Here is a 24,806-nt window from a genome sequence, read left to right as displayed (position 1 = left end):
GCCTCAGTTGCCCATGAAGCGGCGGAACCGCTCGCGGCCTTCGGCCTCCTCGGCCGCCTGCCGAGCCGATTGCAGTGCCTGCGCGCGGCCCTGCGCCGCGACGGCGGCGGTGAGGTCGGCGAGCTGCTGCGATTGCAGGGCGAGGAGCTGATTTCCGGCCTGTGTCGCCTGAAGCGCGCCGGTCGCGGACTGGCTGGCGGAGACCAGGCTATTCATAGTCGTCCGGGCGCCGTCGATGTTGCCGACGACGCCCGCCTGCACCTTTAGCACATCCTCGAACGCGCCGACGCTATCCTCCCAGCGGGCATTGGCGTTGGCCACCATCCGGGCGTGATCGCCCGTCAGCGCCGCGCCCTTATAGCGGTCGGTAAACGCCTGCTGGACGTTCTGGACGTCGTAGGCGATGCGCTGCGCTTCCCCGAGAAGCTGTTGGGTACGCTGCACCTGTTGCTGCAACTGCTGAAGCGAACTGAACGGCAGCGACGCCAGATTGCGCGCCTCGTTGATGAGGCTGGTCGCCTGGTTCTGAATTTGTTGGATCTGGTTGTTGATCTGCTGGAGCGACCGGGCGGCCGTCAGCACATTCTGCGCATAGTTGGTGGGGTCATAGACGATCCCGCCGAACTGTGCGTAGGACGGGGTCGCGGCGGTGATGCCGATGACGCCCGACGTAGCGAGAACGCCGGCCACGATGGCGCGGCGCAGAATATTGGTCTTCATAGCGGTAACTCCTGCTGGCTGGGGGGAAGAAGCTCGATGGCCCAGGCGCAGGCGCGATGCCGCAACCATTCGGCGGCGAAGGCGGATGCACCGTGCGTTTCGGTGATCTCGGCGATGCGGAGTTGGTCCGACTTTGACGATGCCGCGGCGAACGTCAGCGCGACCTCGCCCAGCCCCAGCTCGAACAGCCGGTTGCCGCGCCGCGACTGGCAGTAGTAATCGCGCTTGGGCGTCGCGCGGCTGAGGATTTCGATCTGGCGAGCGTTGAGCCCGAACCGCTCGTAAATGGCCGCAATCTGCGGCTCGGCAGCCCGCTCATTCGGCAGGAAGATGCGCGTCGGGCAGGACTCGATGATGGCCGGCGCAATGCTCGACGTTTCGATGTCGGCGAGGCTCTGGGTCGCAAAGACGACACTGGCGTTCTTCTTCCGGAGGGTCTTCAACCACTCGCGGAGTTGCGCGGCAAAGTCCGGGCTGTCGAGGACCAGCCATCCCTCGTCGATGATGATGAGTGTGGGCGAGCCGTCCAGCCGGCCCTCGATCCGATGGAACAGGTAGGACAGCACTGCGGCGGCCGAGCCGGCGCCGACCAGGCCCTCTGTCTCGAACGCCTGAACCGATGCTTCGCCGAGCCGTTCGGCCTCGGCGTCTAGCAGCCGGCCCCAGGGTCCGCCGATGCAATAAGATGCAAGCGCCTGCTTGAGCTGCTGGCTCTGCAAGAGCACGGCGAGGCCGGTCAGCGTCCGCTCCGGCATCGGCGCTGACGCCAATGAGCCGAGCGCCGACCAGATATGCTCCTTGGCCTGCGGATCGACCGCGACGCCTTCGGACGCGAGGATCGCCCCGAGCCATTCGGCCGCCCAGGCGCGCTCGGCCGGATCGTCGATATGTGCAAGCGGCTGGAGTTGCACACCGTCGTCGGCGGCGTCGGCGAGCATCCCGCCGAGATCCTGCCAGTCCCCGCCCATGCCGATCGCGGCGGCGCGGATACTGCCGCCGAAATCGAAGGCGAAGATCTGGGCGTTCTCGTAGCGGCGGAACTGCATCGCCATCAGCGCGAGCAGCACCGACTTGCCGGCGCCGGTCGGGCCGACGATCAACGTGTGGCCGACATCGCCGACGTGAAGGGAAAACCGGAACGGGGTCGAGCCTTCGGTCTTGCCGTAAAGCAAGGGGGGAGCGCCGAAGTGCTCGTCCCGTTCCGGCCCCGCCCACACCGCTGAGAGGGGGATCAGGTGGGCGAGATTGATGGTGGAGATCGGGGGCTGGCGGACATTGGCGTAGGTGTGGCCGGGCAGGCCCCCCAGCCATGCCTCGATTGCGTTCATCCCTTCGGGCATGACGGTGAAATTGCGGCCCTGGATGACCTTCTCCACCAGCCGCAGCTTCTCGGCCGCAATGGCGGGATCGCGGTCCCAGACCGTCACCGTCGCGGTGACATAGGCCATGCCCGCATAGTCCGCGCCGAGCTCCTGCAGGGCGGTGTCAGCGTCGGCGGCCTTGTTCGAGGCGTCGCTGTCGAGCAACGTGCTCGCCTCGTTCGTCATCACCTCTTTCAAGATGGCGGCGACGGATTTGCGCTTGGCGAACCACTGGCGGCGAATGCGGGTCAGCAGCTTGGTCGCGTCGGTCTTGTCGAGCATGATCGCACGGGTCGACCAGCAATACTCGAAGGCCAGCCGGTTCAGCTCGTCGAGCAGACCGGGGAACGTGACGCTCGGAAAACCCGTGATCGTCAGCGTGCGGAGGTGATGATCGCCGAGCTTCGGTTCGAGTCCGCCGGTCAGCGGTTCATCGGCGAGAAGCGCGTCCAGGTGCATCGGCGTTTCCGGCACGCGCACCCGCTGGCGGCGGGTCGAGATCGTGCTGTGGAGATAGGTCAGTGTCTCGGCGTCATCGAGCCAATGGACCTCGGGCACGAAGCCTTCGACCAGATTGAGCACGCGATCGCTGCGATCGGTGAAACCTTTGAGCAGTTCCCACGGATCTACGCCGGTGGTCGAGCGGCCCTCGTAGAGCCAGCCTTCGGCACGCGCGGCTTCCTCGGCCGGAGGCATCCACAGCAGCGTCAGGTAGTAGGCGCTCTCGAAGTGGGCACCTTCCTCGCGGAATTGTTCGCGGCGCTCCATGTCGACCAGCGCCGACACCGGATCGGGGAACGCCGCATCGGGGTAGTCGAGCGCGAGCGTGCGCTGCGCCTCGACGAAAATTGCCCAGCCCGAGCCGAGCCGGCGGAGCGCGCTGTTCAACCGTGCGCTCGTCGCGACCAACTCGGCCGGTGTGGCGCTGTCGAGATCGGGGCCGCGAAACCGCGCCGTGCGCTGGAACGACCCGTCTTTGTTGAGCACGACGCCTTCGCCGACCAGGGCGGCCCAGGGCAGGAAGTCGGCAAGGCGCGCGGCCTTGCTGCGGTATTCGCGCAAACTCATCATGGCTGCATCCATGTCGGGTAGCGGAGGTGGCGGCGGGCAACGTCGACGAACTGCGGATCGCGCCGCGCCGCCCAGACCGAGATCGCGTGGCCGATGGCCCAGATGACCATGCCGGCGATCCAGAGGCGAAGGCCGAGACCGATCGCACCGGCCAGCGTGCCGTTGACGATGGCAAGCGCCCGCGGCGCACCGCCGAGCAATATCGGCTCGGTCAACGCTCGGTGGACGGGGGCATGAAAGCCCGCGATCTGCTCGCCGGCTTCCATCAGACGAGCGCCCCGCCGCCGAACGAGAAGAACGACAGGAAGAAACTCGACGCGGCGAAGGCGATCGAAAGGCCGAATACGATCTGGATCAGCCTGCGGAAGCCGCCCGATGTGTCACCGAAGGCGAGCGTCAGGCCGGTCACGATAATGATGATGACCGCGATGATCTTGGCCACCGGCCCTTCGATGCTTTCGAGGATCGACTGGAGCGGCGCTTCCCACGGCATCGACGATCCGCCCGCGTAAGCCGGAACGGCGAATGTCAGCGCGATCACACTGGCGGATGCGGTTAGCATGGCGCGGCGTGCGCCATGCCGAAGGGCATGGATCATGGTAGATCTCCCGGTTGGGCGGTGGAAAGCGGGGTGAGGCGGTAGTCGCCGGTGGCGGGGTCGAGTCCTTGGACTCGGGCCAGCTCGGCAAGGCGGCGCCCGTGTCCGTCGCGGACAAGCACGGCGATCAGGTCGATCGTCTCGGCGAGCAGCGCGCGCGGGACGGTCACGACGGCCTCCTGAATGAGCTGCTCCATGCGGCGCAACGCGCCGAGCGCGGTCCCGGCATGGATGGTGCCGATGCCGCCGGGGTGTCCGGTGCCCCAGGCTTTCAGGAGGTCGAGGGCTTCCGCGCCGCGAACCTCGCCGATGGGGATGCGATCAGGGCGCAGCCGCAGCGAGGAGCGAACGAGATCGGACAGCGAGACGACGCCATCCTTGGTGCGCATGGCGACCAAGTTGGGTGCGGCGCATTGCAGCTCGCGCGTGTCTTCGATCAGAACGATGCGGTCGGTGGTCTTGGCGACTTCCGCCAGCAATGCGTTGACCAGGGTGGTCTTGCCGCTGCCGGTGCCGCCGGCGACGAGGATGTTGGCGCGGTCGATGACGCCATCGCGCAACGCCGTCGCCTCGGCGGGCGAAATGATTCCGGCGGCCGTGTAGTCGTCGAGCGTGAAGACGGCGACAGCCGGTTTGCGGATGGCGAAGGCGGGCGCGGCCACCACAGGCGGCATTAGCCCCTCGAACCGCTCGCCCCCTTCCGGCAGTTCGGCAGAGACGCGCGGGGACCGCGCATGAACCTCGACGCCGACATGGTGCGCAACCAGGCGGATAATCCGTTCGCCGTCGGCGGCGGCCAGCATCATGCCGGTATCGGAAATCCCCTCTCCCAGCCGATCGACCCATAACCGGCCATCCGGGTTCAGCATCACCTCGATAACCGCGGCATCATCGAGCCAAGCCGCGATCGACGGTCCAAGCGCCGTGCGCAGCATCCGCGCGCCGCGCGTGTTCGCTTCGGATCGGATCGGCTGGACGGACAAGAAACGGCCCCTGGATTGGGCCGGGCGAACAACCACCCGGCGTCAGGGGCACATCAAGAGAGACAGGAAAGGCCGAAGTTCAACAGGTAAATGCGGGCATCGCAGGCTGGCGAAGAAATACAGGGAATGGCGTAAGCAAAGACTATCGACCGCTCAGCCAGCAGATCGATTACCCCAGCGCTTTATGCCAGGTAGGGCTGTTTGTCGGCGCGACTCGGCAGGCTTCCACGAATTCAGCCAGCTTGGCGGTTTGCCCGAGTTCGCATTCCCAAATAACTCGAACATCCCAGCCCGCTTCTCGCAGCGTGGCCTCGTTTCGCGCGTCACGCTCCCGATTCCCTTCCAGTTTCGGAAGCCAAAAGTCCAAACGCGACTTCGGCAAGCGGGCGAGTTTACAATCGGGTTGAGGATGGCGATGCCAAAAACAGCCATGAACGAATATGACGATGCGGCGCGATGGCAGGACTATGTCCGGCTTCCCCGGCAGATGCCGGTAATGCAACCGAAACCGAAGGCCTATCGCATGGAGCGCTCGGCGAACGACCATTTCAGGCTTGGTATCGCGCGCCTTGACCAGCGCCATCTGGGCGCTGCGTGCGGGATCTACGCCGGTCGCCGCTTTAGTCGAGTTCATCTTCCGATGGTCCCTCGACATCGTCGCCCAGAGGTGACTCCGTCTCCACCTCGGGCAGAGCATCCTGCTGGCGGAAGGCGCCGAGCACTTCTTCCAGCAAATTCGCATGATCGGTTCGGGGAGGAACCCGCTCGATGATGGCGTCGATCCTGCCCCTGATTTCGTCGAGACTGAGCGAATCCACCAGCAATTCGTCGAGCGCCCATAGTCTGCCGGGATGAACCACATCCCAGGGAGACCGCTTATTCGAGCGGGTTTTCGCGGAATCGCCGTGCTTGCTCATTCCCCAGCAAGCCTTCGTCTCCGAATTCCAGAGCGGCCAGAACATCCCGATAAGGTGCTTCTCCGCAACAAGCTGCGCGTTGGTCGCGCATACCAGGCGGCGGCATGTGAAATCCTCCAACCGGATGGGATGGATGCCAGCGGGAGTGACGGTCTCGATGTAGTTCGCGGCGGTCGCGATCGTTCCGGCATGCTCTAGCAATCGGCCCGTAAGGCGTGGCCCTTGCTCTCGCACGGTGCTTGCGTCACCGGACGCTGGATCGGCCTTTCCGACATAGATGGGCGTCTCGGTCCCGCTGATCGCCTGATACAAGGGGTGATCGCCTTCATAGTAGATCGCGTAAACACCCGATCCATAAGTTGGCTCGATCGTGTTCAACGGGACACGGACCTGCGCCAGCAGAGCCAGCGCGACCATTCTTCCGACCACCTTCGGGTCTGAAGGATCAAAGCTGGCTCGGGGCGTGATGATCGGATCGGTCGCGGCGCGCGCAGCCTCCGTCGCGACAACATGGTCCGCCAAACCCTTGCGAATGCGTCGAGCGACCGTGGGAGACACGCCCGTCTCGGCGGCGTGAACGACAGCGGCGAGCGCCGCTTCCAATGCTTCGAACGCGATTCTGTCAGGTGATTTCTTGGCCATCCATCACGGTAATAACGATTGACCGCGTCATCACAACAGACTCAGGCGACGGCGCGCTCCGCGCCAGTTGTGTTCGCGCTGTTCAATAGACTTTTCATCCAGCGGCCAGCGGCCTCGCCCAATTGTGCGGGCACGGCATTCCCCAACTGGCGCATTGTTTCAGACCAGGAACGCGGAAAATCGAAGTTATCCGGCATTCCGACAAGTCGCGCCGCCTCCCGGACGGAGAAATATCGGACGGTGCCATCATCCCGCACCATCATATTCTCTCCGCCTGGAACACCATGGTCGCCGGCCTTCAGGGCTTTCGCCGGCAAGTCTAAAGGACTGCCCGTATGGCCCTTGTAAACTCGCGCGCCCGGCTGAAACACATGGTTTCCAACTCCGGTTGGTTCGCCGAGGCCCATCAGCGCGTCACGGACCGTAACCCATGGCAAACCGTCTGGAACCGTGCCTTGGGAACGCAGGAATTCAACGCGCGAATGATCACGCGCCATCTCCGGGTTAGCGCGGTCCGGCAGGCCATGCCGACACCAATAATCGCCTGTGACATATTGATCCCAGAGCAGGCGATCTCGTGAATGGGTAGGAGTCATTCGCGATGGAGCGACCCCCAGCTCCGTCGCGACCCCAAAAATCAACACGCGATGCCTGATCTGGGGAGCACCATAATCGGCCGCGTTCACGACTTGCCAGACGACCTCGTAATCGCTCGGCTTGCTGTAGTTCCGCAGACGCTCGCGATGGTCATGAAAACCTTCGCCGGGGCGAGGCGTGTCGTTAGGGAAACGTAGGTGAAGAATGATCCATTCCAGATAGGATTGGAAACGCGGTCCCGCGAGATTGCGAACATTTTCGAACAGAAACGCCTTGGGAGCGGCTTCGCGGATAGCACGGACGGCTTCGGGCCACATGTCCCGAGCATCCTCATGTCCGCGCTTCTTGCCGCCGATGCCGAATGGCTGACAGGGAGGACCACCGGAAATGATGTCGAGATCGCCTGTATGATCCGCCCAATCAATCGAGCGAACGTCGGTCAGTTCCATCGGCCATTGGGCGACGTGCTTTATCCGGCGCTTGCGATTGTGCAGCACCGTCTCAACGGCGTCATGGTCAAACTCCGCCATCAGGGCATGCGAAAAGCCGGCGCGGGACATACCAAGGGCAAGGCCGCCGCATCCGGCGAACAATTCAGCTCCCCGCATGCGCCGCCTCCTGCTCCGAGCCGACGACCGAACCGTCGCCGATCTCGTCGAGATACCGTTCGACCGCGCGTCGGACGATCCAGGCTTCCTTGACGCCCTCGCGTTGCGCTAGGCGCTCAAGCTGCGATTTTCGCGAAATGGTGAGGGTGGTCGTCACCCTTTTTGCGTTTGCGCCGTCGCGTCCCATGGACCATCCCCAAATTCCGCGGCGAAACGCCGCGGATTGAATCGCATTATCTTATTGTCCCGGCCGAATCAACAAAAAGAACATATAGTGAACAATTAAGGATGGCTAGCCGATAGATGTGGGCGTTTCGTTGGTGCTCATTCCCCGGCACCGGGTAGATCCTCGCCGATTTCCTGCCGAACCCTTGGCCCGTTGGCGAGCCGGCGTCCCAGCGCTTCCATAAAGGCGTCGTAGCGGTCATTCCCCAACCGACGAAGGGCAGCGCGCTCCGTCTCAGGCGGCGGTGGGGTCGAGGTCAGCCAGAAACGGACGAACTGCGCGATCATCTCGACGCCGATGCCAAGATCGCGTTCGAGCCGCGCCACCTTGCGGTCGAGCCGATCAATGCGCTTGGCCATGGCCGCCTCCCGCCGCTCGTCACTATCAGGCGAGAGGAAGGAGGCAATGGCGGCTTCCGCGACCAGTGAGCGGGATTGCTCGCGCCGGTCGGCATAGGAGGCCAGTGCCTGCATGATGTCTCGGTCGAGATAGACCGAAAGCCTGTCCTTGCTCATAGCTCGATCCCGTCATCGCGATCCATGGAAGCCCGGCGCGCGTTCATCGCCTGCTCGCGCTGGATTTCCCGGTTGCGGATCGCGTCGGCATCGGGTTCCGCATCATCAGGGTCGAACTCGTTGTCCGGCGCGGGACGAGGCTTGGGCGCTATATCGAGATGCCGCTCCTGTTCGGGTTCCTGACGGATATCGGCCGCCGCTTCGCTTTCACCCGTGGTATCGGGCTTCTCTCCCTCCACCTTGCTGGTCTCGCTTTCCGGTTGCCGGGTTCCCTTCGCTTCTTCGCGCTTCCGTGCGAACGCCCGCATCTTCGCATCGTCGGGCGCGGCGGGCGGCAGGTGGCGCCAGTCATCGGGACGGATTTCCCGGTTGGTCCATGCGGCTGGATCGGGCGGCACCATGATCCGGGCGGCCAGTCGGCGGTCGGTATAATAGGCAGCCTTTTTCGCGCGGATCGGATTGACGCCCGACACCATGACGATTTCCTCGTCGGGCGGAAGCTGCATGACCTCGCCCTGGGTCATGAGCTGGCGGGCGGTCTCGGAGCGCGAGACCATCAGATGCCCCAGCCATGGCGAGAGCCGGTGCCCGGCATAGTTCTTCATCGCCCGCATCTCGGTGGCGGTGCCGAGTGCTTTCGAGACGCGCTCGCCCGTCCTCTCGTCATTGGTCGCGAAGCTCACCCGGATATGGCAGTTATCGAGGATCGCGTTGTTCTGGCCATAAGCTTTCTCGATCTGGTTCAGCGACTGCGCGATCAGGAAACCCTTGATTCCATAGCCGGCCATGAACGCCAGCGCGGACTCGAAGAAATCCAATCGGCCCAGCGCCGGGAACTCGTCGAGCATCAGGAGCAGGCGATGACGCTTCGCGCCGCTTGCCAGTTCCTCGGTCAACCGCCGTCCGATCTGGTTGAGCATCAGGCGGATGAGCGGCCGCGTGCGCGAGATGTCGGAAGGCGGGATAACCAGATAGAGCGAGACCGGCTCGGCGCCGTCAACGAGGTCGGCGATGCGCCACTGACAGCAGCGCGTAACTTCCGCCACTACCGGATCGCGATACAGGCCAAGGAACGACATAGCGGTCGAAAGCACGCCCGACCGCTCGTTGTCGCTCTTGTTGAGCAGTTCGCGCGCGGCGGAAGCGATCACGGGATGGACGCCTGCCTCGCCGAGATGCGGGGTCGCCATCATCCGGTCGAGGGTCGTCTCGATCGGCCGTGCCGGGTCCGACAGGAACGCTGCCACTCCGGCCAGCGTCTTGTCGGGTTCGGCATAGAGCACATGCAGAATAGCCCCGACCAGCAGCGCGTGGCTGGTCTTTTCCCAGTGGTTGCGCCGTTCGAGCGAGCCTTCGGGATCGACCAGAACGTCGGCCACGTTCTGCACATCGCGAACCTCCCACTGGCCGCGCCGCACCTCCAGCAACGGATTGTAGGCCGCCGATGCCGCGTTGGTCGGGTCGAACAGCAGGACGCGGCCATGCCGCGAGCGGAAGCCTGCGGTTAGGCGTCGTCATGCTCCTCGAAGATCGCGAGCGCGCGGCGAAAGCGAGGTTCGGCCTCACCGACCTCGGCAAGCGCCGCCAGGCGAAGGTTGGCTATCGCTTGCTCGACCTGCCAACGCGCTACACCTTCCGCCGCAAGGCGATTGACAAGCTGGCGACCGGATTCGGTGTGGCGAAGGACATGGATCGTCTTAGGCATGATGGAGGGCACGCGCCAAGCGCGCTGCGCGGCGACCAGGGCCGGATCGACGTCCGACGGGATGGTATCGTCTCCAGCGTCGCCACCAGCCAGGAACGATCCCGCAGGAATGTCTTCGGGCCGACGGTGGATCCGAATCGACGGCAGCAAGAGGCGCGGTACATCGTCCAGGTCACAAGCAAAGGGCTGGCCGTTGCCATCAATCTGCGCAATCGCTGCGCCCAGGTAGACCGGTGCAAATGAGGCACGGCCATAGTCGGCGAGCGAATCCAGGAAATCGCTACGGGTGTCGATCCCCTTGACCCAAGCGAGATTGAACGTGTTGGGGCGCGACACATTACCAAATCCGCAGCACCTCCATCGCAGTGAGCGGGCGTCCGGAAGCACGGCAATGCGGAACCCCGGATCGTCAAAGGCGATTTCGATATGGATGGCACCGGGACCGCTCAGCAACTGCCAGCGCGCGAAGAGGTCGAAAACCTCGCGCAGAGGTTCTTCATGCGCACCCGTTAGAAGTAGCATTGGCGTCATGCCGCCATCTGGGCCGCGAACCACGGCATATCCGATAGCGTTCACGTCCGCGCGCATCAGCAAATCGCTGAACAGTGGATCGGCGAGTGCGACATTCGCGTCGGGCCAGCCATAGTCGAAACCGCCTTCATCGTCGGCGATGTCTTCGGCGGTCATCTGGCTCGCGACACGCGGCGTGACCGAACCGGCTGCGGGTGCATCGCTGGTCATCGCATCAGGCACGGGACTAGAGGATCTGTGACAGCCATCCGTGCACAATGGACAAGCCGGGTATCGCACTCAAGTGCCCAGGGACCTTGCGATTTCATGTAGATGAGACCTAGGTAATAGTGGCGGCCGAACCATCATTGAGTCCCGGGCACTAAAAGTGAAAGAGATGCCCGTCTTCCGAAGCCAGGAGCCTTTGGAAAATATCCGCCCATTCGCCTGATATCGGCACATCCAGGCGAGCCGCTTCTCGCTCGTCATAGCGTGTATGAATTTCGAAATGCTGGCCGAACAGTGCGTCGCAATGGAAGCAGCCATTGCTCATATAAGCTTGCGTGAGCGTTTTGCTGAACCGGGGTTTGACCGCGCCAACATCTTTCTGGTCGGAGACGGCGCGGTTCACGACGTCGATCAGTGCCGGATATTCTGAGAAATCCGCGACCCCGCACTCGGCGTCATCCTTCGCGCCTGTCAGAAGGAGGGACGAGATAATCGTTGTTTCGGCACCGCATGACCAGCAGGTCGTTGGCGCGGTTCGGATGATTACAGTCAGATTGCTCATATCGACTCAAATATTGCGTAACGTTTGTCGAATTGCGAAGCAATAATCGGGCCGAAGGGCCACGCCGGGAGGAAGGGGCATGCAATGCTGTTGATGGTGGAAGATGCGAGCGAGAAGCGGGCCGCGCAAAAGGCGCTGGAGGCATCTGTTCGTCAGCATCTGACGGATCAAGGCGTGCGGAATATCGGCTTCCCGAGCGGGAATGTCGATGAACGCCTCTACGCGAATGGCCTCGGTGAATTATGGGCAGCCTTCGGCACGGTGGATGATGCCGCCATTCCCCGGCGCTGGAATGCCTTTGGTGTCTTCGACCCCAAGCGGCACGCGCAGATCATTACCGTTGAGGTCAATATCCCGACGACCTCTAATTCCGCGCGAGTGGCCGGTTTTTTCGCTCGGGAACCGGCAACCGGCGACGTCTATCTCATGCACGACGGCAGCATCGGCGGCGGCAAAACCGGGGTCGGGCGCAGCGCCTTTCTTTCATGGTCGAAGGCGACGCTGGATGACGTCGGCCGCGACGACGGTGACGACAGGGCGGGTATCATCATCGGCCGGGTCGACTCCGACGACATTGCTGGCCGCCTCTGGCGCTTTGTCCAGCTCGTCAAAGGCTTCAAGGATGCCGTCGCCCGGGGGGAACTGGATGACCCAGACGTGCGGCGGGCGATCGTGGAATGGGAGAAGTTCAATAGCGAGGGTTCTGGCCGCCGACGGGGACAACGGCGCTCCGAGATCGATTATATCTCCTATCATGGCGATGTCGTCCAACGGCTGTTCGAGGAGCGGCAGGCTCGGTGTGCCAACGACGAGCGCGTCCTGAACAGCAAGCTGATCGACCTCTATGTCCGCAAGGGGCCGTCCATGACGGAAATCTATGAAATCAAGACAAGCGTAGATCGGCAGTCGATCTATACCGCTATCGGCCAGCTCATCAGCCATTCCGCCGATGCGCCTTCGGAGGTCAAGCGAACACTGGTTCTGCCGGAAGGGCCGATGCCACCGGATCTCGAAAAGTCCTTGGCGTCCCTGTCCATCGCAGTGCGCCGTTTTTCGATTTCTTCGGGCAAATCGCCGAAGATTACCCTCTCCTGAGCGCGAGTGGCAGGCGCGATGAGCGACGGTAAACAGCCGACAAAGGCGAATCTGGATCGCTCCGCAAGGGCGTTACTGGCCTTTCTGGCACGGAATCTCCAAGAGCGACTGTTCGATTATCCGTTTGGTAGTTCGTACCCGAAGAATAGCTGTGAGAGCGTATCGCTCATCCTCACCTACCTGCTGGAAGAGAAATATCAGCTCGGAAACGTCAGGATCATCAAGGGCACCAATCGCCGGCATGAACATCATCTGTGGGTCATGGCTGGCGATCTGATTTATGATCTGACCGCCCATCAGTTTGCAGGCCGCGAGCCTGTCATCGGTGCGCTCGCCGACAAATTCCTGCTCGACGAATATCCCGATTGGTCGGTCGAGACCAAACGGGATTTCGTGGACCGTGACGACGTGATCGCACTCTATCAGGCTGGCGTCATTCCATTCTGACGGTGCAGTTGAGAAGGCCCCAGGATGCCTGAGAACAAGAGTCACCACTATGTGCCGCAGATGTATATGCGTCTGTTTGCGCGGGCCGGTGACAATCGGATCGGCGTCTATGTCATCGATCGCGCCAAGTTCATTCCCAGTGCGCCAATCCGAGGGCAGGCTTGCCGCGACTATTTCTACGGCAAGGATGCGCGCGCAGAGCGCGCCCTTGGCCACATCGAGGGCCATGCTGCGAAAATCTTCGCCGACGCGGTCAAGCATAACCGTCTCCCGAAGCCGGACAGCCAGGATCATGAATGGCTGATTTTCTATCTGGGCATGCAGCACGCTCGGACGGTCGGGGCAGCGGAGCAGCACAACGAGGGCTCAGAAAAGCTCGCTAAGGCAATCCTTCGACGCAAGGCCGAACTAGAGGGCAATAGCGAAATCGTCGCCGCGCTCGAGAGGGTTCGGATCAGGCGCACGAATGCGGTTTCCGAGGTCGTGGGCTACGCAACGATCGGCGCGAGCCTTCTTGCCGATCTCACTTTGACGCTCATACGAAACGACAGCGATACGCCTTTCATCGCTTCCGACACGCCTGTCGTCCTGCACAATAGGCTCTACGAAGGTCAGAGCGTCAGCGTCGCCGGCTACGCCAACGTGGGATTGCAGTTGTTCCTCCCGCTCGGGCCGCGGCTCACACTCTTCGGCTTCGACGGTGCGGCCTACGCCGTGCATGCAGATTCAGACGACATCGTTACGATAGATGATGGCGACCAGATCCGCTTGATCAACGATCTTCAGTGGGAGGCTGCTCACGCAGTGCTGTTGGTTCCCTCTGATATGCCCGAAACGGAATTGCGATCATCGGCTGCCCGTTGGGAGGCGCATCGCCCAACAGAGCGCACGGTGTATCGCGAAGAAATCGTCAGTCAGTCAGGCACCGAAATGCGGACGCGGCACGGATCGGGCGAGGCTCCTTCGACGGTATCGCTCGATCTGTCTTTCGTCACCTGCTTATTGCCCGCACCGCCGCCCCTCGATCCATGGGAAATTCCGCCGTTTCGGGATGCAAAGCGTGTTGCGCGCGTGGATCGGGCATTCGAATGGTTGGATGATTGGGATCTGGTGCAGCAAGGCCCTTATTAGCTCGACAACCGTCCTGGTAAGTTTCGGGGATCGGTGCAGGGAAGTGCGCGAAGAGAAATCTCTTATAATCAACTCATTTTTAAGGATATTTCGTTGCACACAAGAGGACTAGAACCTCTGGCCTCTGCCTTCGGAGGGAAGCGTCGCCCACCCCACCGACGGAGTGAGCAACGATCAGCCGCGATCGGGTCAGCGCAGCCTTGGTCCGATCTCTATAACGTCAGGAAGACACAAATCCGCCAAGGCGGATTACCGTTTGGGGCGTTGCGGGGCGGAGCCCCGCTCGAAGGGGTACGGTGAGACGTCGGCTCACCGTCAGGGGAAGGCTTTCCCCTCCACATCCGTCACCACCTCGAAGCCAAGCCCGCCGATTGCACGCCAGAACACCCCAGAAACACGCTCCGAGCCTATTACGTCCTTATTACGCGGCCCTTGCGCGGGTTCCGCGTAATAGAAAACTCCTCCCGAGGGAGGGTATAACTAGCTGATTTTCTTTGAAAAACTGGAGCGGGCGAAGGGATTCGAACCCTCGACCCCAACCTTGGCAAGGTTGTGCTCTACCCCTGAGCTACGCCCGCTCTGGCGGCCGGAGGAAGTCCCTCTCGGCGGGTGAGGCGGGCAACTAGCAGCGGTTGGGGAGGTCGGCAAGGGAGAATTTGGCCCCGGCCCAAATTTATCCCGCTGGCGGACTTTCGGGCGGGGGCAGAAGGACTGCGCTTGGCTGCCGACGGCGCGCGCCCTATCTGGGCGGTGCCGCATCTTTTCTGACCGTGGCGGATCATCCGGGAATATGCTTCGTATTGGCTACGGCAGGAGGAAGGACGATATGGCGCCAGATGATCTCACTCGCCGTGCCGTGTTGCAAGGCGGGGGCGCAGCGATCGCGGTTCCGGCCGTGGCGGATGCGAAAACCGGGGCTATGCGAGTGCCCGAATTTAACGAGGGAAGACACATGACCACCGTGGAGCTGACCGTGAACGGCCGTCAGGTGCATCTGCAACTCGATCCGCGTACGACATTGCTGGACGTCCTTCGTGAGCATCTGCACCTCACCGGCACCAAGAAAGGCTGCGACCATGGTCAGTGCGGCGCCTGCACGGTGATTGTCGAGGGTCAGCGGATCAATAGCTGTCTGACGCTGGCCGTCATGCATGAGGGCGAAACCGTCACGACGATCGAGGGGCTCGGCACGCCGGAAAAGCTCCATCCGATGCAGCGGGCCTTCATCACGCATGATGGCTATCAGTGCGGTTACTGCACGCCCGGACAAATCTGTTCCGCTGTTGCTGTGCTGGGCGAGATCAAGGCGGGTATTCCCAGCCACGTGACCGATGATCTGGAACAGGTCGCTTTCTCGGACGCGGAATTGCGCGAGCGGATGAGCGGCAATATCTGCCGCTGCGCCGCCTATCCCAACATCATCGCCGCGATCCGCGACGTGGCCGGGGAGGACAAGGCATGAGGCCCTTTACCTACCGCCGGGCCGCCAGCGTCGAAGATGCCGTGAAAGCGGCTGCGGATACCAAGGGCGCGCGCTTCATCGCAGGCGGCACAAATTTGCTGGACCTCATGAAGCTGCAGATCGAAACGCCCTCGCATCTGATCGACGTCAATCATCTCGGCCTCGATCGGATCGAGCGGACGGCCGAAGGCGGCTTGCGGATCGGGGCGATGGTCCGCAACACGGCACTTGCGGCGGACAAGATGGTGCGGCGCGATTATGCGGTACTCAGTCGTGCGCTGCTTGCAGGCGCGTCGGGCCAATTGCGCAACAAGGCAACGACCGCCGGAAATCTGCTCCAGCGCACCCGCTGCCCCTATTTCTACGACATCCGCATGCCCTGCAACAAAAGGAAACCGGGTAGCGGGTGCGGCGCGTTGAAGGGGATCAGCCGCAGTCTGGCGATCATCGGCACCAGCGACGCCTGCATCGCGCAGCATCCTTCCGACATGGCCGTGGCGATGCGATTGCTGGATGCGACGGTGGATACGGTGGCCTCGGATGGCACGCGCCGCTCCATTCCTATAGCCGATTTCCACCTGCTGCCGGGGGATACGCCGCATGTCGAGAATGCGCTGCAACCGGGTGAGCTCATAACATCGGTGACATTACCCCGGCCGATTGGTGGAACCCATGCCTATCGCAAGGTGCGGGATCGCCATTCCTACGCCTTTGCCCTGGTTTCCGTGGCGGCGGTGTTCGACGGGGACGGTGGCGCCCGTTTCGCCTTTGGCGGCATAGCGCCCAGGCCATGGCGCGTTGCGGCAGCTGATGCGGCGGCTAAGGCTGGGGCGGCTGCGGTTAGCGAGGCGGCGTTGGCAGGCGCCCGGCCCACCGATCAAAACGCGTTCAAGCAGCAACTGACCGCCAGGACGCTGGCATCCCTCTTCCGCCAGAAGGAGGCGCGGCCATGAAGTTCTACAAGCCCGCCACGATCAATCCCATCGATCGCGGCAGTGTGGTCGGGATTGCGCATGATCGCATCGACGGGGCGGCAAAGGTCACCGGCACCGCGCCCTACGCCTATGAACGGCATGATGCCGCGCCCCATGCCGCCTATGGCTGGATTGTCGGATCGGCGATCGCAAAGGGCAAGATCGACGCCATGGACCTGCGCGCCGCTCAAGCGGCACCGGGCGTGCTGGCTATCGTCACGCATCAAAATGCCGGGCCACTCGCGAAGGGCGGGAAGAATACCGCCCATCTGCTGGGCGGACCCCTGATCGAACATTATGATCAGGCGGTGGCATTGATCGTCGCCGATACGTTTGAAAATGCCCGCGACGCCGCCCGGCTGTTGCGCATCGACTACAGTCCGGAAAAGGGGCGTTACGATCTCGCCGTCGAACGCGGAAATGCCATCGTGCCGGAAGGGGGGATCGGTGGCCCTGCCGACACGCGCGCGGGGGATTTCGACGCGGGTTTCGCCAGCGCGGCGGTAAAGATCGACCAGAGCTACACGACGCCCGACCAAAGCCATGCGATGATGGAACCCCATGCAACCACGGCTGCATGGAATGGCGATCGGCTGACCTTGTGGACATCGAACCAGATGGTCGCCTGGACCGTCGAGGACATGGCGGTCACGCTGAAGATCCCGAAAGAAAACGTCCGGGTAGTCTCCCCCTATATCGGCGGTGGCTTTGGCGCGAAGCTGTTCCTGCGCGCCGACGCACTGCTGGCGGCTCTGGGCGCACGGATGGTGGGCAAACCGGTCAAGGTGGCCCTGGCCCGGCCGCAGGTGCCCAACAACACCACCCACCGCGCCGCGACCATTCAGCGCATCCGCATCGGCGCAGACAAGGATGGCGTTATCGACGCGATCGCCCATGAAGTCTGGTCCGGCGATTTGCCGGGCGGTGGTCCGGAGGTCGCGGCGCAACAGACGCGGCTGCTGTATCGCGGCGCCAATCGGCTGACCGCGCATCGGCTGGCGGTACTGGACCTGCCCGAAGCCAATGCGATGCGCGCTCCGGGCGAAGCCGTGGGCTTGCTGGCGCTGGAAGTCGCCATGGATGAACTAGCCGAAGCCTGCGACATCGATCCGGTCGAACTGCGCATCCGTAACGATGTGCAATATGATCCGGAAGCAGGGCCGCAGCGCCCCTTTTCCAGCCGCAAGTTCGTCGAATGCCTGCGTCAGGGCGCGGAACGCTTCGGATGGGAAAAGCGTCATCCGCAGCCCGGCCAGGTTCGGGACGGCCGCTGGTTGATCGGCATGGGCATGGCCGCCGCTTTCCGCAACAATCTCGTCGCGCCCTCCGGCGCACGGGTCGCCGTGGACCGGCGCGGGCATGTCGTCGTGGAAACCGACATGACGGACATCGGCACCGGCAGCTACACCATCCTCGCGCAGACGGCGGCGGAAATGCTGGGCGTGCCGATCGAAGCGGTCACGGTGCGTCTGGGCGACAGTCGCTTCCCCATATCGGCCGGATCGGGTGGCCAGTTCGGCGCGAACAGCTCAACCGCAGGACTCTATGCCGCCTGCGTCGCCTTGCGGACAAAGCTCGCCGCCAAGGCTGGCTTCCCGGCGGACGACGCCATTTTCGAAGACGGGCTGGTGCGGTTTGGCAACCAGTCGCAGCGCATTGGCGCCCTCGCGGAGGAGGAAGGGCTGTGGGCGGAGGACCGGATCACCTTCGGCAAACTGACCAAAGATTATGCGCAGGCGACCTTCGGAGCGCATTTCTGCGAAGTGGGAGTGGACATCGACACGGCGGAAGTTCGGGTCAGGCGAATGAGCGGGGCGTTCGCGGCGGGCCGTATTCTCAATCCAAAATCGGCCCGCAGCCAGGTCATCGGCGCCATGACGATGGGCGTTGGCGCGGCTTTGATGGAAGCGTTGCATGTCGATACGCGCTTTGGCTTCTTCGTCAATCATGACATGGCGGAATATGTGGTTCCCGTGCATGCCGACATCCCCGAACAGGATGTGTTCTTCATCAATGAACTGGACGACAAATCCTCTCCGATGAAGGCCAAGGGCGTGGGCGAACTCGGCATCTGCGGCGCTGGCGCGGCGGTTGCCAATGCCATCTATAATGCCACGGGAATTCGCCTGCGCGACTATCCGCTTACTATCGACAAGCTGCTGGCCGGGCGGGAAGGGTCGGCGCTGGCCTGACGTCGCACGGCGGGCGAGGCGTCGTTGTCAGGGGGAGGGCGCACCGCTATCAGCGGCGCCATGAAAGCCGCGTCCCTTTGCCTGTTGCCTGCATTGCTGTCCTCTGCCGCGCTCGCCCAACCGGCGGCGTCTGACAGTGCGCAGGCACGCATCATCATCACGGGAGCTGGTTTGCCCCTGCCGCCCGGCACGCCTGCCTATGGGTCGGTCGAGATCGAACGCCAACGCCTGCTGAACAGCGCGTCAGGCAGGATCGAAAGCATCCTGACCGACGTAGCCGGGTTCCAGCAGTTTCGCCGATCCGACAGCCGGTCGGCAAACCCCTCGGCCCAAGGGGCGAGCTTGCGTGCCTTGGGCGGGAATGCGTCCAGCCGTACTCTGGTTTTGCTGGACGGGGTGCCGATGGCCGACCCGTTTTTCGGCTACATCCCTTTCAGCGCGCTGGTGCCGGATCGGCTTTCCGGCGTCCGGGTGACGCGTGGGGGCGGCGTCGGCGCTTTCGGATCGGGCGCGGTCGCAGGGACGATCGAACTGGCGAGCGCCACACGCGAACAATTGCCCATGCTGACCGCCAGCGCCCTTTACGGCAGCCGCGATGCGACCGAACTGTCGGCCAGCCTCACGCCTGATTTTGGCGGCGGCTTCGTCTCCCTTTCCGGCCGCTGGGACAGGGGAGATGGCTTCCAAACCACGCCATCGGACCAGCGCGTTTCAGCGACCGTTCCTGCCGCCTATGACAGTTGGTCGGCCAATCTGCGCGCCGTGGTTCCGGTTTCCGCCAATGAGGAGCTGCAATTCCGCACGACATTGTTCCACGACGATCGGACGCTTCGCTTTCGTGGCGCGGACAGTGTGAGCGAAGGACAGGATGCAAGCATCCGCTATGTGTCACGGGGCCGGTGGCAGGTCGATGCCCTTGCCTATGTTCAGGCGCGCAACTTTTCGAACATCGTGATTTCATCCAATCCGCCTTTCCGCAAGACGCTGGATCAGCGGAACACGCCTTCCACCGGCCTTGGTGGCAAAGTCGAACTGCGACCGCCGGTTGGCCCGAACCATCTGCTGCGCATCGGCTTGGACAGCCGCTTCGCCAGCGGCGACATGTTCGAGGATGCCTACAGCGCCACCACCGGATTGGTCACGGCGCGCCGCCATGCGGGGGGACAGCAGCTCACCACCGGCATGTTCGCCGAAGATGACTGGACGCTGGGTCGCCTTGTCCTGACGGGAGGGGTACGAGCCGACCGCTGGACGATCAATAACGGCTTCTTCCGCGCGGCGGGTGTTAGCGCGACCGACCGGGATTTTGAGAACCGCTCCGACTGGCAGATGTCGGGCCGCGCCGGTGCGCTCTGGCATGCCGTAGAGGGCGTTGCGCTTCGCGGATCGGCCTATACCGGCTTCCGCCTGCCGACGCTGAATGAGCTTTACCGGCCTTTCGTCGTCTTTCCGGTCACGACACAGGCCAATGACGCTCTGGCGCCGGAGAAGCTGAAGGGGATCGAGGCCGGGATCGACATAAGCCCAGTCAAAGGCATGACCTTGTCGGCAACCGCCTTCTATAACCGGCTGGACGACGCCATCGCCAATGTCACGATCGGCACCAATCTGCGCAAGCGGGAAAATGTCGATGCCATCGTGGCCAAGGGGATCGAACTGACCGCTGTCGGCCAGATCGGCTCGCTATTCCTGTCCGCTTCCTACGCCTATAGCCACAGCGTCGTTCACGCGCCGGGCAGCCTGTTCGACGGCCTTTCCCCTGCCCAGACGCCCCGCCACACCGCCAGCACGACATTGGCCTGGCAGCCGCGGCGCGGACCCAGCCTGTCCGCCACCCTGCGTTATATCTCCGCTCAATATGAAGACGATCTTCATGCCGATCGCCTACCGGGCGCCGTGACCGCCGACGCCGTCGCCCGTTTGCCGATGGGTCACGGAGTCCAATTGATCCTGCGCGGCGAAAATCTGTTCGATGAAGATGTCGTCACCCGCCGCGTGACGACCCCCGCAGGAGTGTCGGAGGATCTCGGCGCGCCGCGCACATTGTGGGTCGGACTGACGCTGAACCGCTGAATCTCGCGCTTCTTGCTCCACTTTAAAGAGGGCAGGCGCGCGCTTTGCTAGAGCGGCCGGAACGATCCGATCCGAGGTTCCGTGCACGCAATTTTCGATGACTCTTCCCCGCCATCTTTTTCGACAGCCCGACTGGCCGAATTTCGATCGCCCAGCCCGGCGGAACTCGAAATCTTCTCCAGCCTCGCAGGCCCGGTTCAGCAGATCGCGCGCAACCGGACCATACGGCGGGAAGGGGATATCCCCCAGTCAATCCATATGCTGCTGGAAGGCTGGGCGATCAGCAGCATGACGCTGGCCGATGGCGGGCGACAGATATTGAAGGTGCATTTGCCCGGCGACATTCTGGGTACGCCCAGCATGGCGCTCGACCGGGCGGCGGAAACTTTGACGGCGCTCACGCCCGTCAGGCTGCGGTCGATCAGCCTGTCGGCATTTGGCGGCCTTTTCACCCGCGCGCCGCACATGGCGGCCCTCATATTCCTCAGCGTGCAGCAGGAACGCGTCATGCTGATGGACCGGCTCTGCTCGATCGGCCGCACTTCGGCCGAATCCCGCCTCGCCGACTTTCTGGTTCATCTGCATGGCCGCCTGAACGTGGTTCATCCGGGCACCGGGCCGCGTTTCGAACATCCGCTGACGCAGGAACAGATTGGCGACGTCATCGGCCTTACCGCCGTCCATGTGAACCGCGTCTTCCGCACGCTGGAGGACAAGGGGCTCATCCTGCGGGACGGTCACATGATCGAACTGCTCGATATCCCGGCGTTGCGCAAACTCAGCGGCGTACCGCCCCGTACACTCGCGCGGGATTTAAGCTGGCTGCCAAAGCCGCTGCCCTGACCTGCGTCTGCCATGCACCAGGAAAAGCGGGGAACGCGGCAGGACCGCCCGTCATCCCATCAGGATCATGTTCCGCCCCTGCGCCTTCGCCCGGTATAGCGCTGCGTCGGCATCATTGAGCGCGCCCGTCCATTCCGCCCCTTCGTTGACGAGCGCAACGCCCGCCGAAAAGGTGATGGCGCCCATCGGCTCATCGGTGTCACGCAGCCTGAAGGCCCGTTGTCCTAAGTCCCGCCGGGCTGTGTCCAGCAACTCCACGGCCCGTTCTGGCGCCAATCCCTTCATTACCACAAGAAATTCCTCGCCGCCCCAGCGGCCCACCAGTTGGCCACCGCAGCTTTCGACCAGGGAAGTTGCAACCATCTTCAGCACCCGGTCGCCGACCGAGTGGCCATATTGGTCGTTGACGCGCTTGAAATGATCGACGTCGCAGATCGCAACGGCGAAGGAGCGTTTCGCGCTTTTCAGCTGATCCATCGCCGTTTCCAGCGCCCGCCGGTTAAACAGGCCGGTCAACGCATCAAGGTTCGCGTCATGGCGCGCGGTGTCGAGTTCCTGCCTCAGGACCTCCACCTCCCTTGCTGCTGCGGCGAGATCCTGCTCGGCCCGCAGTGAACGTTCGATCATGTCGGAAATGACAAGGCCCACGCCAGCGACGTCCTTGTCCGCCAGCTTTTCATAACCGATGTTGAGGTCCCGGTTGAAATCTCCGGTTCGTTCCGCCGCGCTGTTGGCGACTTCGGCCAGCCGCAGGAGTTGATGCCGGGTCTGGTTCCTCAAGGCGTCGGCGTTATGGGCTCCACCCTGACCGCCAAAGCTGCCGAGACAGCGCACGAAGATGTCGTCCGCCTGCTGCTGGCTCATCCTGATGCCGCCATCCGTGGCATCGTTGACGGCTTTCGACAATGGCTCGTTCGTGCCGCTTTTGAGCACATAGCCCATTGCATAATTTTGCGGCGTAGGCGCGAGGCTTTGACGCTGAAGAAACGTCAAGACCTCGTGCGCAACGGCTTGTTGCTCGCGCACCTAAAATTCCCCCCGGATTTCCCGATTCCCCGCAGGCGAAATAATATGAATTAAATTACGTAACAATAATCAAAAATAGGAAAATAGGCGAGCATGACTGCTCCAGCCGGTCGGGAAATGGTGCTGCCGGCGAGGATTGAACTCGCGACCTCAGCCTTACCAAGGATGCGCTCTACCACTGAGCTACGGCAGCACTTTCACCATCCCACAAAGCCTTTCGGGCTGCGGAGCCGGGCCTATGGCCGCGCGCGTCCTGCTTGTCAAGGCGGGTTGCGGCCGATGCCCCAATTTGCTTATGGCGCGGCGATGACCAGTGGACAGGACGATCGCAAGGCACGGCTGGCGCAGGCGCTGCGCGACAATTTGCGCCGCCGCAAGGCGCAGGCGCGGGAGGAGGCGGGTCGCGCCACGCCGTCACCAGCCAGCCAGAAAGATCAGCCCGACGAATAGGGGCGCGGCGCCGTCACAAGGGCGCGCAAGCCTGCTTCAACCATGCCAGCGCGTCGCCATCCAGCTGCGGCCCGACAATCTCGACCACCTTGGCATGATAGGCATCGACCCAAGCCCGCTCCTCCGCCGTCAGTAATTCCACCGCGATGGCATTGCGATCGATAGGCGCGAAGGTCAGCGTTTCAAAGCCCAGCATCTCCCGCTCGGCGCCGGGCACGTCACGCCGATCGACCAGCACCAGATTTTCGATGCGGATGCCATATTCGCCCGTCTTGTAATAACCGGGCTCGTTGGACAGGATCATGCCCGGTTGGAGTGGTTCGTCGCCACCTCCGGCTATCGCAATGCGCTGCGGCCCCTCATGCACCGACAGGAAGCTGCCCACGCCATGTCCCGTGCCATGGGCATAGTCGAACCCTTCCGCCCAAAGAAACTGGCGCGCCAGAACATCCAGCTGGCTACCGCGCGTTCCTCCCGGAAACAGCGCCCGGCCGAGCGCGATATGCCCCTTCAGCACCAGCGTGAAGCGCCGCTTCATCTCTTCCGTCGGCGTGCCGATCGCGATCGTCCGGGTCACATCGGTCGTGCCGTCGCGATATTGGCCGCCCGAATCGACCAGATAGAAGGAGCCCTGCTCAATCGGCCGATTGGTCTTCTCCTCGACCCGGTAATGCACCACCGCGCCATTAGGCCCAGCGCCACTGATCGTGTCGAAGGACAGGTCCTCCAGCAGTCCGGTCTCCTCGCGAAACGCCTCCAGCCGCGCAGCGGCGGTAAGCTCATCGACCCCGCCCTTGGGCGTTTCGACGGCAATCCAGTGCAGGAAACGTGACAGGGCAGCACCATCGCGGGCCTGTGCCGCCTTATGCCCGGCGATCTCCACCGGGTTCTTGATCGCCTTGGGCAGCACGGCCGGATCGCGGAGCGACAATATCGTTGCCCCGCCCGCGTCCAGCGCTTCGAAAATCGCCGCCACTGCGCGCTCAGGGTCCGCTGCAACCGTCTTGCCTGCAAACCCTCCCAGCGCCCCGGCAAAGTCCGCGCGCGGATGCACCCGCACTGCGTTGCCCAGATGCTGCACGACCGCCTCGTCCATCTTCTCGGGCGCGACATAAAGGTCCGCCGTCGCATCGGCATGCACGATCGCATAGGCCAGCGCGACAGGTGTGCGGGACACATCCTTGCCCCGGATGTTGAAGGTCCAGGCGATGGAATCCAGCGCCGACAGCACCACCGCGTCCGCCCTTTTCGACGTCACCCAATCCGCCATCGCCTGCCGCTTTTCCGCAGCGCTTTGCCCGGCGTAGCGATCCTCATGGACCACCAGCCGCGCATCGCTGGGGGCAGGGCGGTCGGGCCAGACCGCGTCCACCGGATTGGTTTCCACCGCCACCAGCTCCGCCCCGCGTTCCGCCAGCGCTTCGCCCGCCGCCTTCACCCATGCGCGGGTGTGCAGCCATGGATCATAGCCGATCCGGCCGCCCTCGGGAGCATGAACGCCAAGCCAGGCTGCAACGGATGTCTGCGGCACGCTCTCAAATTGCCAATGCGCGCCATCGACCTGCTCGCGCACTTGCAGCGTATAGCGTCCATCGACAAAAATCGCCGCTTCTTCGGGCAGCACCACCGCGCTCCCCGCCGACCCCTGAAAGCCCGTCAGCCAGGCAAGGCGCTGCGCATATTCACCGACATATTCGCTCATATGCTCATCGGTCAGCGGCACGACAAAACCGTCCAGCCGCTCGCGCATCAGCTGTTCGCGCAGGGCTTTTAGACGGTCTTCATGGGTCGACATCGCATTTCCTTGATCGAGAACCCTTGCGCAGGGCAGGCTGCCGCCAACATAAGCAGGCCCAGCCGCTTATGCCAG

The 24,806-nt window shown here is 63.1% G+C and carries 23 protein-coding genes, 2 tRNA genes and 1 pseudogene; 9 read left to right on the top strand and 17 right to left on the bottom strand.

All coding sequences use genetic code 11. The annotated features are described in order from the left end of the window. Positions 1-3: 3 nt before the first annotated feature. The 13 genes and pseudogenes from trbJ to ACZ5YV_RS10560 form a co-directional block, all read right to left on the bottom strand. Entirely contained in the window at positions 4-720 is a 717-nt protein-coding gene (gene trbJ / locus ACZ5YV_RS10620; protein WP_464787587.1) for a P-type conjugative transfer protein TrbJ, read from the bottom strand. Then, entirely contained in the window at positions 717-3,152 is a 2,436-nt protein-coding gene (gene trbE, locus ACZ5YV_RS10615) for a conjugal transfer protein TrbE (RefSeq protein WP_464789204.1), read from the bottom strand. The genes trbJ and trbE overlap by 4 nt, the downstream gene beginning before the upstream one ends. Then, a complete protein-coding gene (locus ACZ5YV_RS10610) occupies positions 3,149-3,418 on the bottom strand; it encodes a VirB3 family type IV secretion system protein (protein ID WP_464787586.1) in 270 nt (89 codons plus the stop codon). The genes trbE and ACZ5YV_RS10610 overlap by 4 nt, the downstream gene beginning before the upstream one ends. Next, the gene (locus ACZ5YV_RS10605; protein ID WP_464787585.1) at positions 3,418-3,750 is read right to left on the bottom strand and encodes a TrbC/VirB2 family type IV secretion system protein; all 333 of its coding nucleotides are present in this window, start codon (positions 3,748-3,750) and stop codon (positions 3,418-3,420) included. Before ACZ5YV_RS10605 ends, ACZ5YV_RS10610 begins: the two co-directional genes overlap by 1 nt. Continuing rightward, on the bottom strand, positions 3,747-4,733 hold the full coding sequence (gene trbB / locus ACZ5YV_RS10600; protein ID WP_464787584.1) for a P-type conjugative transfer ATPase TrbB: 987 nt from the start codon (positions 4,731-4,733) through the stop codon (positions 3,747-3,749). The genes ACZ5YV_RS10605 and trbB overlap by 4 nt, the downstream gene beginning before the upstream one ends. Positions 4,734-4,902: 169 nt before the next feature. Beyond that, positions 4,903-5,367 carry a very short patch repair endonuclease gene (locus ACZ5YV_RS10595; RefSeq protein WP_464787583.1) on the bottom strand — a complete coding sequence of 155 codons (465 nt, stop codon included), beginning with the start codon at positions 5,365-5,367 and terminating at the stop codon, positions 4,903-4,905. Next, positions 5,354-6,292 (bottom strand): Eco29kI family restriction endonuclease, encoded by a 939-nt coding sequence (locus tag ACZ5YV_RS10590; RefSeq protein ID WP_464787582.1) that lies wholly within the window; start codon positions 6,290-6,292, stop codon positions 5,354-5,356. The genes ACZ5YV_RS10595 and ACZ5YV_RS10590 overlap by 14 nt, the downstream gene beginning before the upstream one ends. Positions 6,293-6,333: 41 nt before the next feature. Further along, complete coding sequence (locus ACZ5YV_RS10585; protein WP_464787581.1) at positions 6,334-7,497, bottom strand: DNA cytosine methyltransferase; 1,164 nt, start codon at positions 7,495-7,497, stop codon at positions 6,334-6,336. Next, a complete protein-coding gene (locus ACZ5YV_RS10580) occupies positions 7,484-7,654 on the bottom strand; it encodes a ribbon-helix-helix domain-containing protein (protein ID WP_464787580.1) in 171 nt (56 codons plus the stop codon). Before ACZ5YV_RS10580 ends, ACZ5YV_RS10585 begins: the two co-directional genes overlap by 14 nt. Before the next feature lie 167 nt (positions 7,655-7,821). Continuing rightward, positions 7,822-8,238: a CopG family transcriptional regulator gene (locus tag ACZ5YV_RS10575; RefSeq protein WP_464787579.1), complete on the bottom strand. Its 417-nt coding sequence runs from the start codon at positions 8,236-8,238 to the stop codon at positions 7,822-7,824. Continuing rightward, positions 8,235-9,746: pseudogene (gene traG, locus ACZ5YV_RS10570) on the bottom strand (IncP-type conjugal transfer protein TraG); the annotation flags it as partial. The pseudogene traG and the gene ACZ5YV_RS10575, both read right to left, overlap by 4 nt. Beyond that, on the bottom strand, positions 9,743-10,684 hold the full coding sequence (locus ACZ5YV_RS10565) for a hypothetical protein (RefSeq protein WP_464787578.1): 942 nt from the start codon (positions 10,682-10,684) through the stop codon (positions 9,743-9,745). The gene ACZ5YV_RS10565 and the pseudogene traG, both read right to left, overlap by 4 nt. Before the next feature lie 151 nt (positions 10,685-10,835). Further along, positions 10,836-11,243, bottom strand: coding sequence for a hypothetical protein (locus tag ACZ5YV_RS10560; RefSeq protein WP_464787577.1), 408 nt, complete (start codon positions 11,241-11,243; stop codon positions 10,836-10,838). An 84-nt stretch (positions 11,244-11,327) separates the two neighbouring features. Here ACZ5YV_RS10560 and ACZ5YV_RS10555 point away from each other — a divergent pair, with 84 nt between their 5' ends. The 3 genes from ACZ5YV_RS10555 to ACZ5YV_RS10545 are packed head-to-tail and all read left to right on the top strand — an operon-like array spanning position 11,328 to position 13,916. Beyond that, positions 11,328-12,338, top strand: a complete 1,011-nt coding sequence (locus ACZ5YV_RS10555) for a hypothetical protein (RefSeq protein WP_464787576.1) — start codon at positions 11,328-11,330, stop codon at positions 12,336-12,338. Between the two features lie 18 nt (positions 12,339-12,356). Continuing rightward, the gene (locus tag ACZ5YV_RS10550) at positions 12,357-12,785 is read left to right on the top strand and encodes a hypothetical protein (protein WP_464787575.1); all 429 of its coding nucleotides are present in this window, start codon (positions 12,357-12,359) and stop codon (positions 12,783-12,785) included. 24 nt (positions 12,786-12,809) lie between these two features. Next, entirely contained in the window at positions 12,810-13,916 is a 1,107-nt protein-coding gene (locus ACZ5YV_RS10545; RefSeq protein WP_464787574.1) for a DUF4238 domain-containing protein, read from the top strand. Between the two features lie 503 nt (positions 13,917-14,419). Here ACZ5YV_RS10545 and ACZ5YV_RS10540 read toward each other — a convergent pair. Then, positions 14,420-14,494, bottom strand: a tRNA-Gly gene (locus tag ACZ5YV_RS10540). Between the two features lie 248 nt (positions 14,495-14,742). Here ACZ5YV_RS10540 and paoA point away from each other — a divergent pair. The 5 genes from paoA (at position 14,743) to ACZ5YV_RS10515 (ending at position 21,460) form a co-directional block, all read left to right on the top strand. Further along, positions 14,743-15,378, top strand: coding sequence for an aldehyde dehydrogenase iron-sulfur subunit PaoA (gene paoA, locus ACZ5YV_RS10535; RefSeq protein WP_464787573.1), 636 nt, complete (start codon positions 14,743-14,745; stop codon positions 15,376-15,378). Further along, entirely contained in the window at positions 15,375-16,331 is a 957-nt protein-coding gene (locus ACZ5YV_RS10530) for an FAD binding domain-containing protein (protein WP_464787572.1), read from the top strand. The genes paoA and ACZ5YV_RS10530 overlap by 4 nt, the downstream gene beginning before the upstream one ends. Next, complete coding sequence (paoC, locus tag ACZ5YV_RS10525) at positions 16,328-18,544, top strand: aldehyde oxidoreductase molybdenum-binding subunit PaoC (protein ID WP_464787571.1); 2,217 nt, start codon at positions 16,328-16,330, stop codon at positions 18,542-18,544. Before ACZ5YV_RS10530 ends, paoC begins: the two co-directional genes overlap by 4 nt. Before the next feature lie 60 nt (positions 18,545-18,604). After that, positions 18,605-20,617, top strand: coding sequence for a TonB-dependent receptor plug domain-containing protein (locus ACZ5YV_RS10520; protein WP_464787570.1), 2,013 nt, complete (start codon positions 18,605-18,607; stop codon positions 20,615-20,617). Positions 20,618-20,698: 81 nt separating this feature from the next. Then, positions 20,699-21,460 carry a Crp/Fnr family transcriptional regulator gene (locus ACZ5YV_RS10515; RefSeq protein WP_464787569.1) on the top strand — a complete coding sequence of 254 codons (762 nt, stop codon included), beginning with the start codon at positions 20,699-20,701 and terminating at the stop codon, positions 21,458-21,460. A gap of 51 nt (positions 21,461-21,511) precedes the next feature. Here ACZ5YV_RS10515 and ACZ5YV_RS10510 read toward each other — a convergent pair whose 3' ends face one another. Together ACZ5YV_RS10510 and ACZ5YV_RS10505 are read right to left on the bottom strand one after the other, a co-directional pair. Continuing rightward, on the bottom strand, positions 21,512-22,402 hold the full coding sequence (locus tag ACZ5YV_RS10510; RefSeq protein WP_464787568.1) for a GGDEF domain-containing protein: 891 nt from the start codon (positions 22,400-22,402) through the stop codon (positions 21,512-21,514). A gap of 202 nt (positions 22,403-22,604) precedes the next feature. Then, a tRNA-Thr gene (locus ACZ5YV_RS10505) sits at positions 22,605-22,679 on the bottom strand. Positions 22,680-22,765: 86 nt separating this feature from the next. On the opposite strand from ACZ5YV_RS10505, the gene ACZ5YV_RS10500 reads away from it, so the two are divergent. Then, positions 22,766-22,936 (top strand): hypothetical protein, encoded by a 171-nt coding sequence (locus ACZ5YV_RS10500; RefSeq protein ID WP_464787567.1) that lies wholly within the window; start codon positions 22,766-22,768, stop codon positions 22,934-22,936. 13 nt (positions 22,937-22,949) lie between these two features. Here the strand turns inward: ACZ5YV_RS10500 and ACZ5YV_RS10495 are convergent, their stop codons facing one another. Next, positions 22,950-24,731: an aminopeptidase P family protein gene (locus ACZ5YV_RS10495; RefSeq protein ID WP_464787566.1), complete on the bottom strand. Its 1,782-nt coding sequence runs from the start codon at positions 24,729-24,731 to the stop codon at positions 22,950-22,952. Positions 24,732-24,806: the final 75 nt, after the last annotated feature.

The organism is Sphingobium sp. TomTYG46, assembly GCF_055396345.1.
This window is presented reverse-complemented; position numbering and strand designations above follow the sequence as displayed.

Bases quoted from the DNA above. Each gene is read 5' to 3' on its own strand.
- trbJ (WP_464787587.1), bottom strand. From the start codon at position 720: ATGAAGACCAATATTCTGCGCCGCGCCATCGTGGCCGGCGTTCTCGCT.
- trbE (WP_464789204.1), bottom strand. From the start codon at position 3,152: ATGATGAGTTTGCGCGAATACCGCAGCAAGGCCGCGCGCCTTGCCGAC.
- ACZ5YV_RS10610 (WP_464787586.1), bottom strand. From the start codon at position 3,418: ATGGAAGCCGGCGAGCAGATCGCGGGCTTTCATGCCCCCGTCCACCGA.
- ACZ5YV_RS10605 (WP_464787585.1), bottom strand. From the start codon at position 3,750: ATGATCCATGCCCTTCGGCATGGCGCACGCCGCGCCATGCTAACCGCA.
- ACZ5YV_RS10595 (WP_464787583.1), bottom strand. From the start codon at position 5,367: ATGAACTCGACTAAAGCGGCGACCGGCGTAGATCCCGCACGCAGCGCC.
- ACZ5YV_RS10590 (WP_464787582.1), bottom strand. From the start codon at position 6,292: ATGGCCAAGAAATCACCTGACAGAATCGCGTTCGAAGCATTGGAAGCG.
- ACZ5YV_RS10585 (WP_464787581.1), bottom strand. From the start codon at position 7,497: ATGCGGGGAGCTGAATTGTTCGCCGGATGCGGCGGCCTTGCCCTTGGT.
- ACZ5YV_RS10575 (WP_464787579.1), bottom strand. From the start codon at position 8,238: ATGAGCAAGGACAGGCTTTCGGTCTATCTCGACCGAGACATCATGCAG.
- ACZ5YV_RS10565 (WP_464787578.1), bottom strand. From the start codon at position 10,684: ATGACCAGCGATGCACCCGCAGCCGGTTCGGTCACGCCGCGTGTCGCG.
- ACZ5YV_RS10560 (WP_464787577.1), bottom strand. From the start codon at position 11,243: ATGAGCAATCTGACTGTAATCATCCGAACCGCGCCAACGACCTGCTGG.
- ACZ5YV_RS10555 (WP_464787576.1), top strand. From the start codon at position 11,328: ATGCTGTTGATGGTGGAAGATGCGAGCGAGAAGCGGGCCGCGCAAAAG.
- ACZ5YV_RS10550 (WP_464787575.1), top strand. From the start codon at position 12,357: ATGAGCGACGGTAAACAGCCGACAAAGGCGAATCTGGATCGCTCCGCA.
- ACZ5YV_RS10545 (WP_464787574.1), top strand. From the start codon at position 12,810: ATGCCTGAGAACAAGAGTCACCACTATGTGCCGCAGATGTATATGCGT.
- paoA (WP_464787573.1), top strand. From the start codon at position 14,743: ATGGCGCCAGATGATCTCACTCGCCGTGCCGTGTTGCAAGGCGGGGGC.
- ACZ5YV_RS10530 (WP_464787572.1), top strand. From the start codon at position 15,375: ATGAGGCCCTTTACCTACCGCCGGGCCGCCAGCGTCGAAGATGCCGTG.
- paoC (WP_464787571.1), top strand. From the start codon at position 16,328: ATGAAGTTCTACAAGCCCGCCACGATCAATCCCATCGATCGCGGCAGT.
- ACZ5YV_RS10520 (WP_464787570.1), top strand. From the start codon at position 18,605: ATGAAAGCCGCGTCCCTTTGCCTGTTGCCTGCATTGCTGTCCTCTGCC.
- ACZ5YV_RS10510 (WP_464787568.1), bottom strand. From the start codon at position 22,402: ATGGGCTATGTGCTCAAAAGCGGCACGAACGAGCCATTGTCGAAAGCC.
- ACZ5YV_RS10500 (WP_464787567.1), top strand. From the start codon at position 22,766: ATGCCCCAATTTGCTTATGGCGCGGCGATGACCAGTGGACAGGACGAT.
- ACZ5YV_RS10495 (WP_464787566.1), bottom strand. From the start codon at position 24,731: ATGTCGACCCATGAAGACCGTCTAAAAGCCCTGCGCGAACAGCTGATG.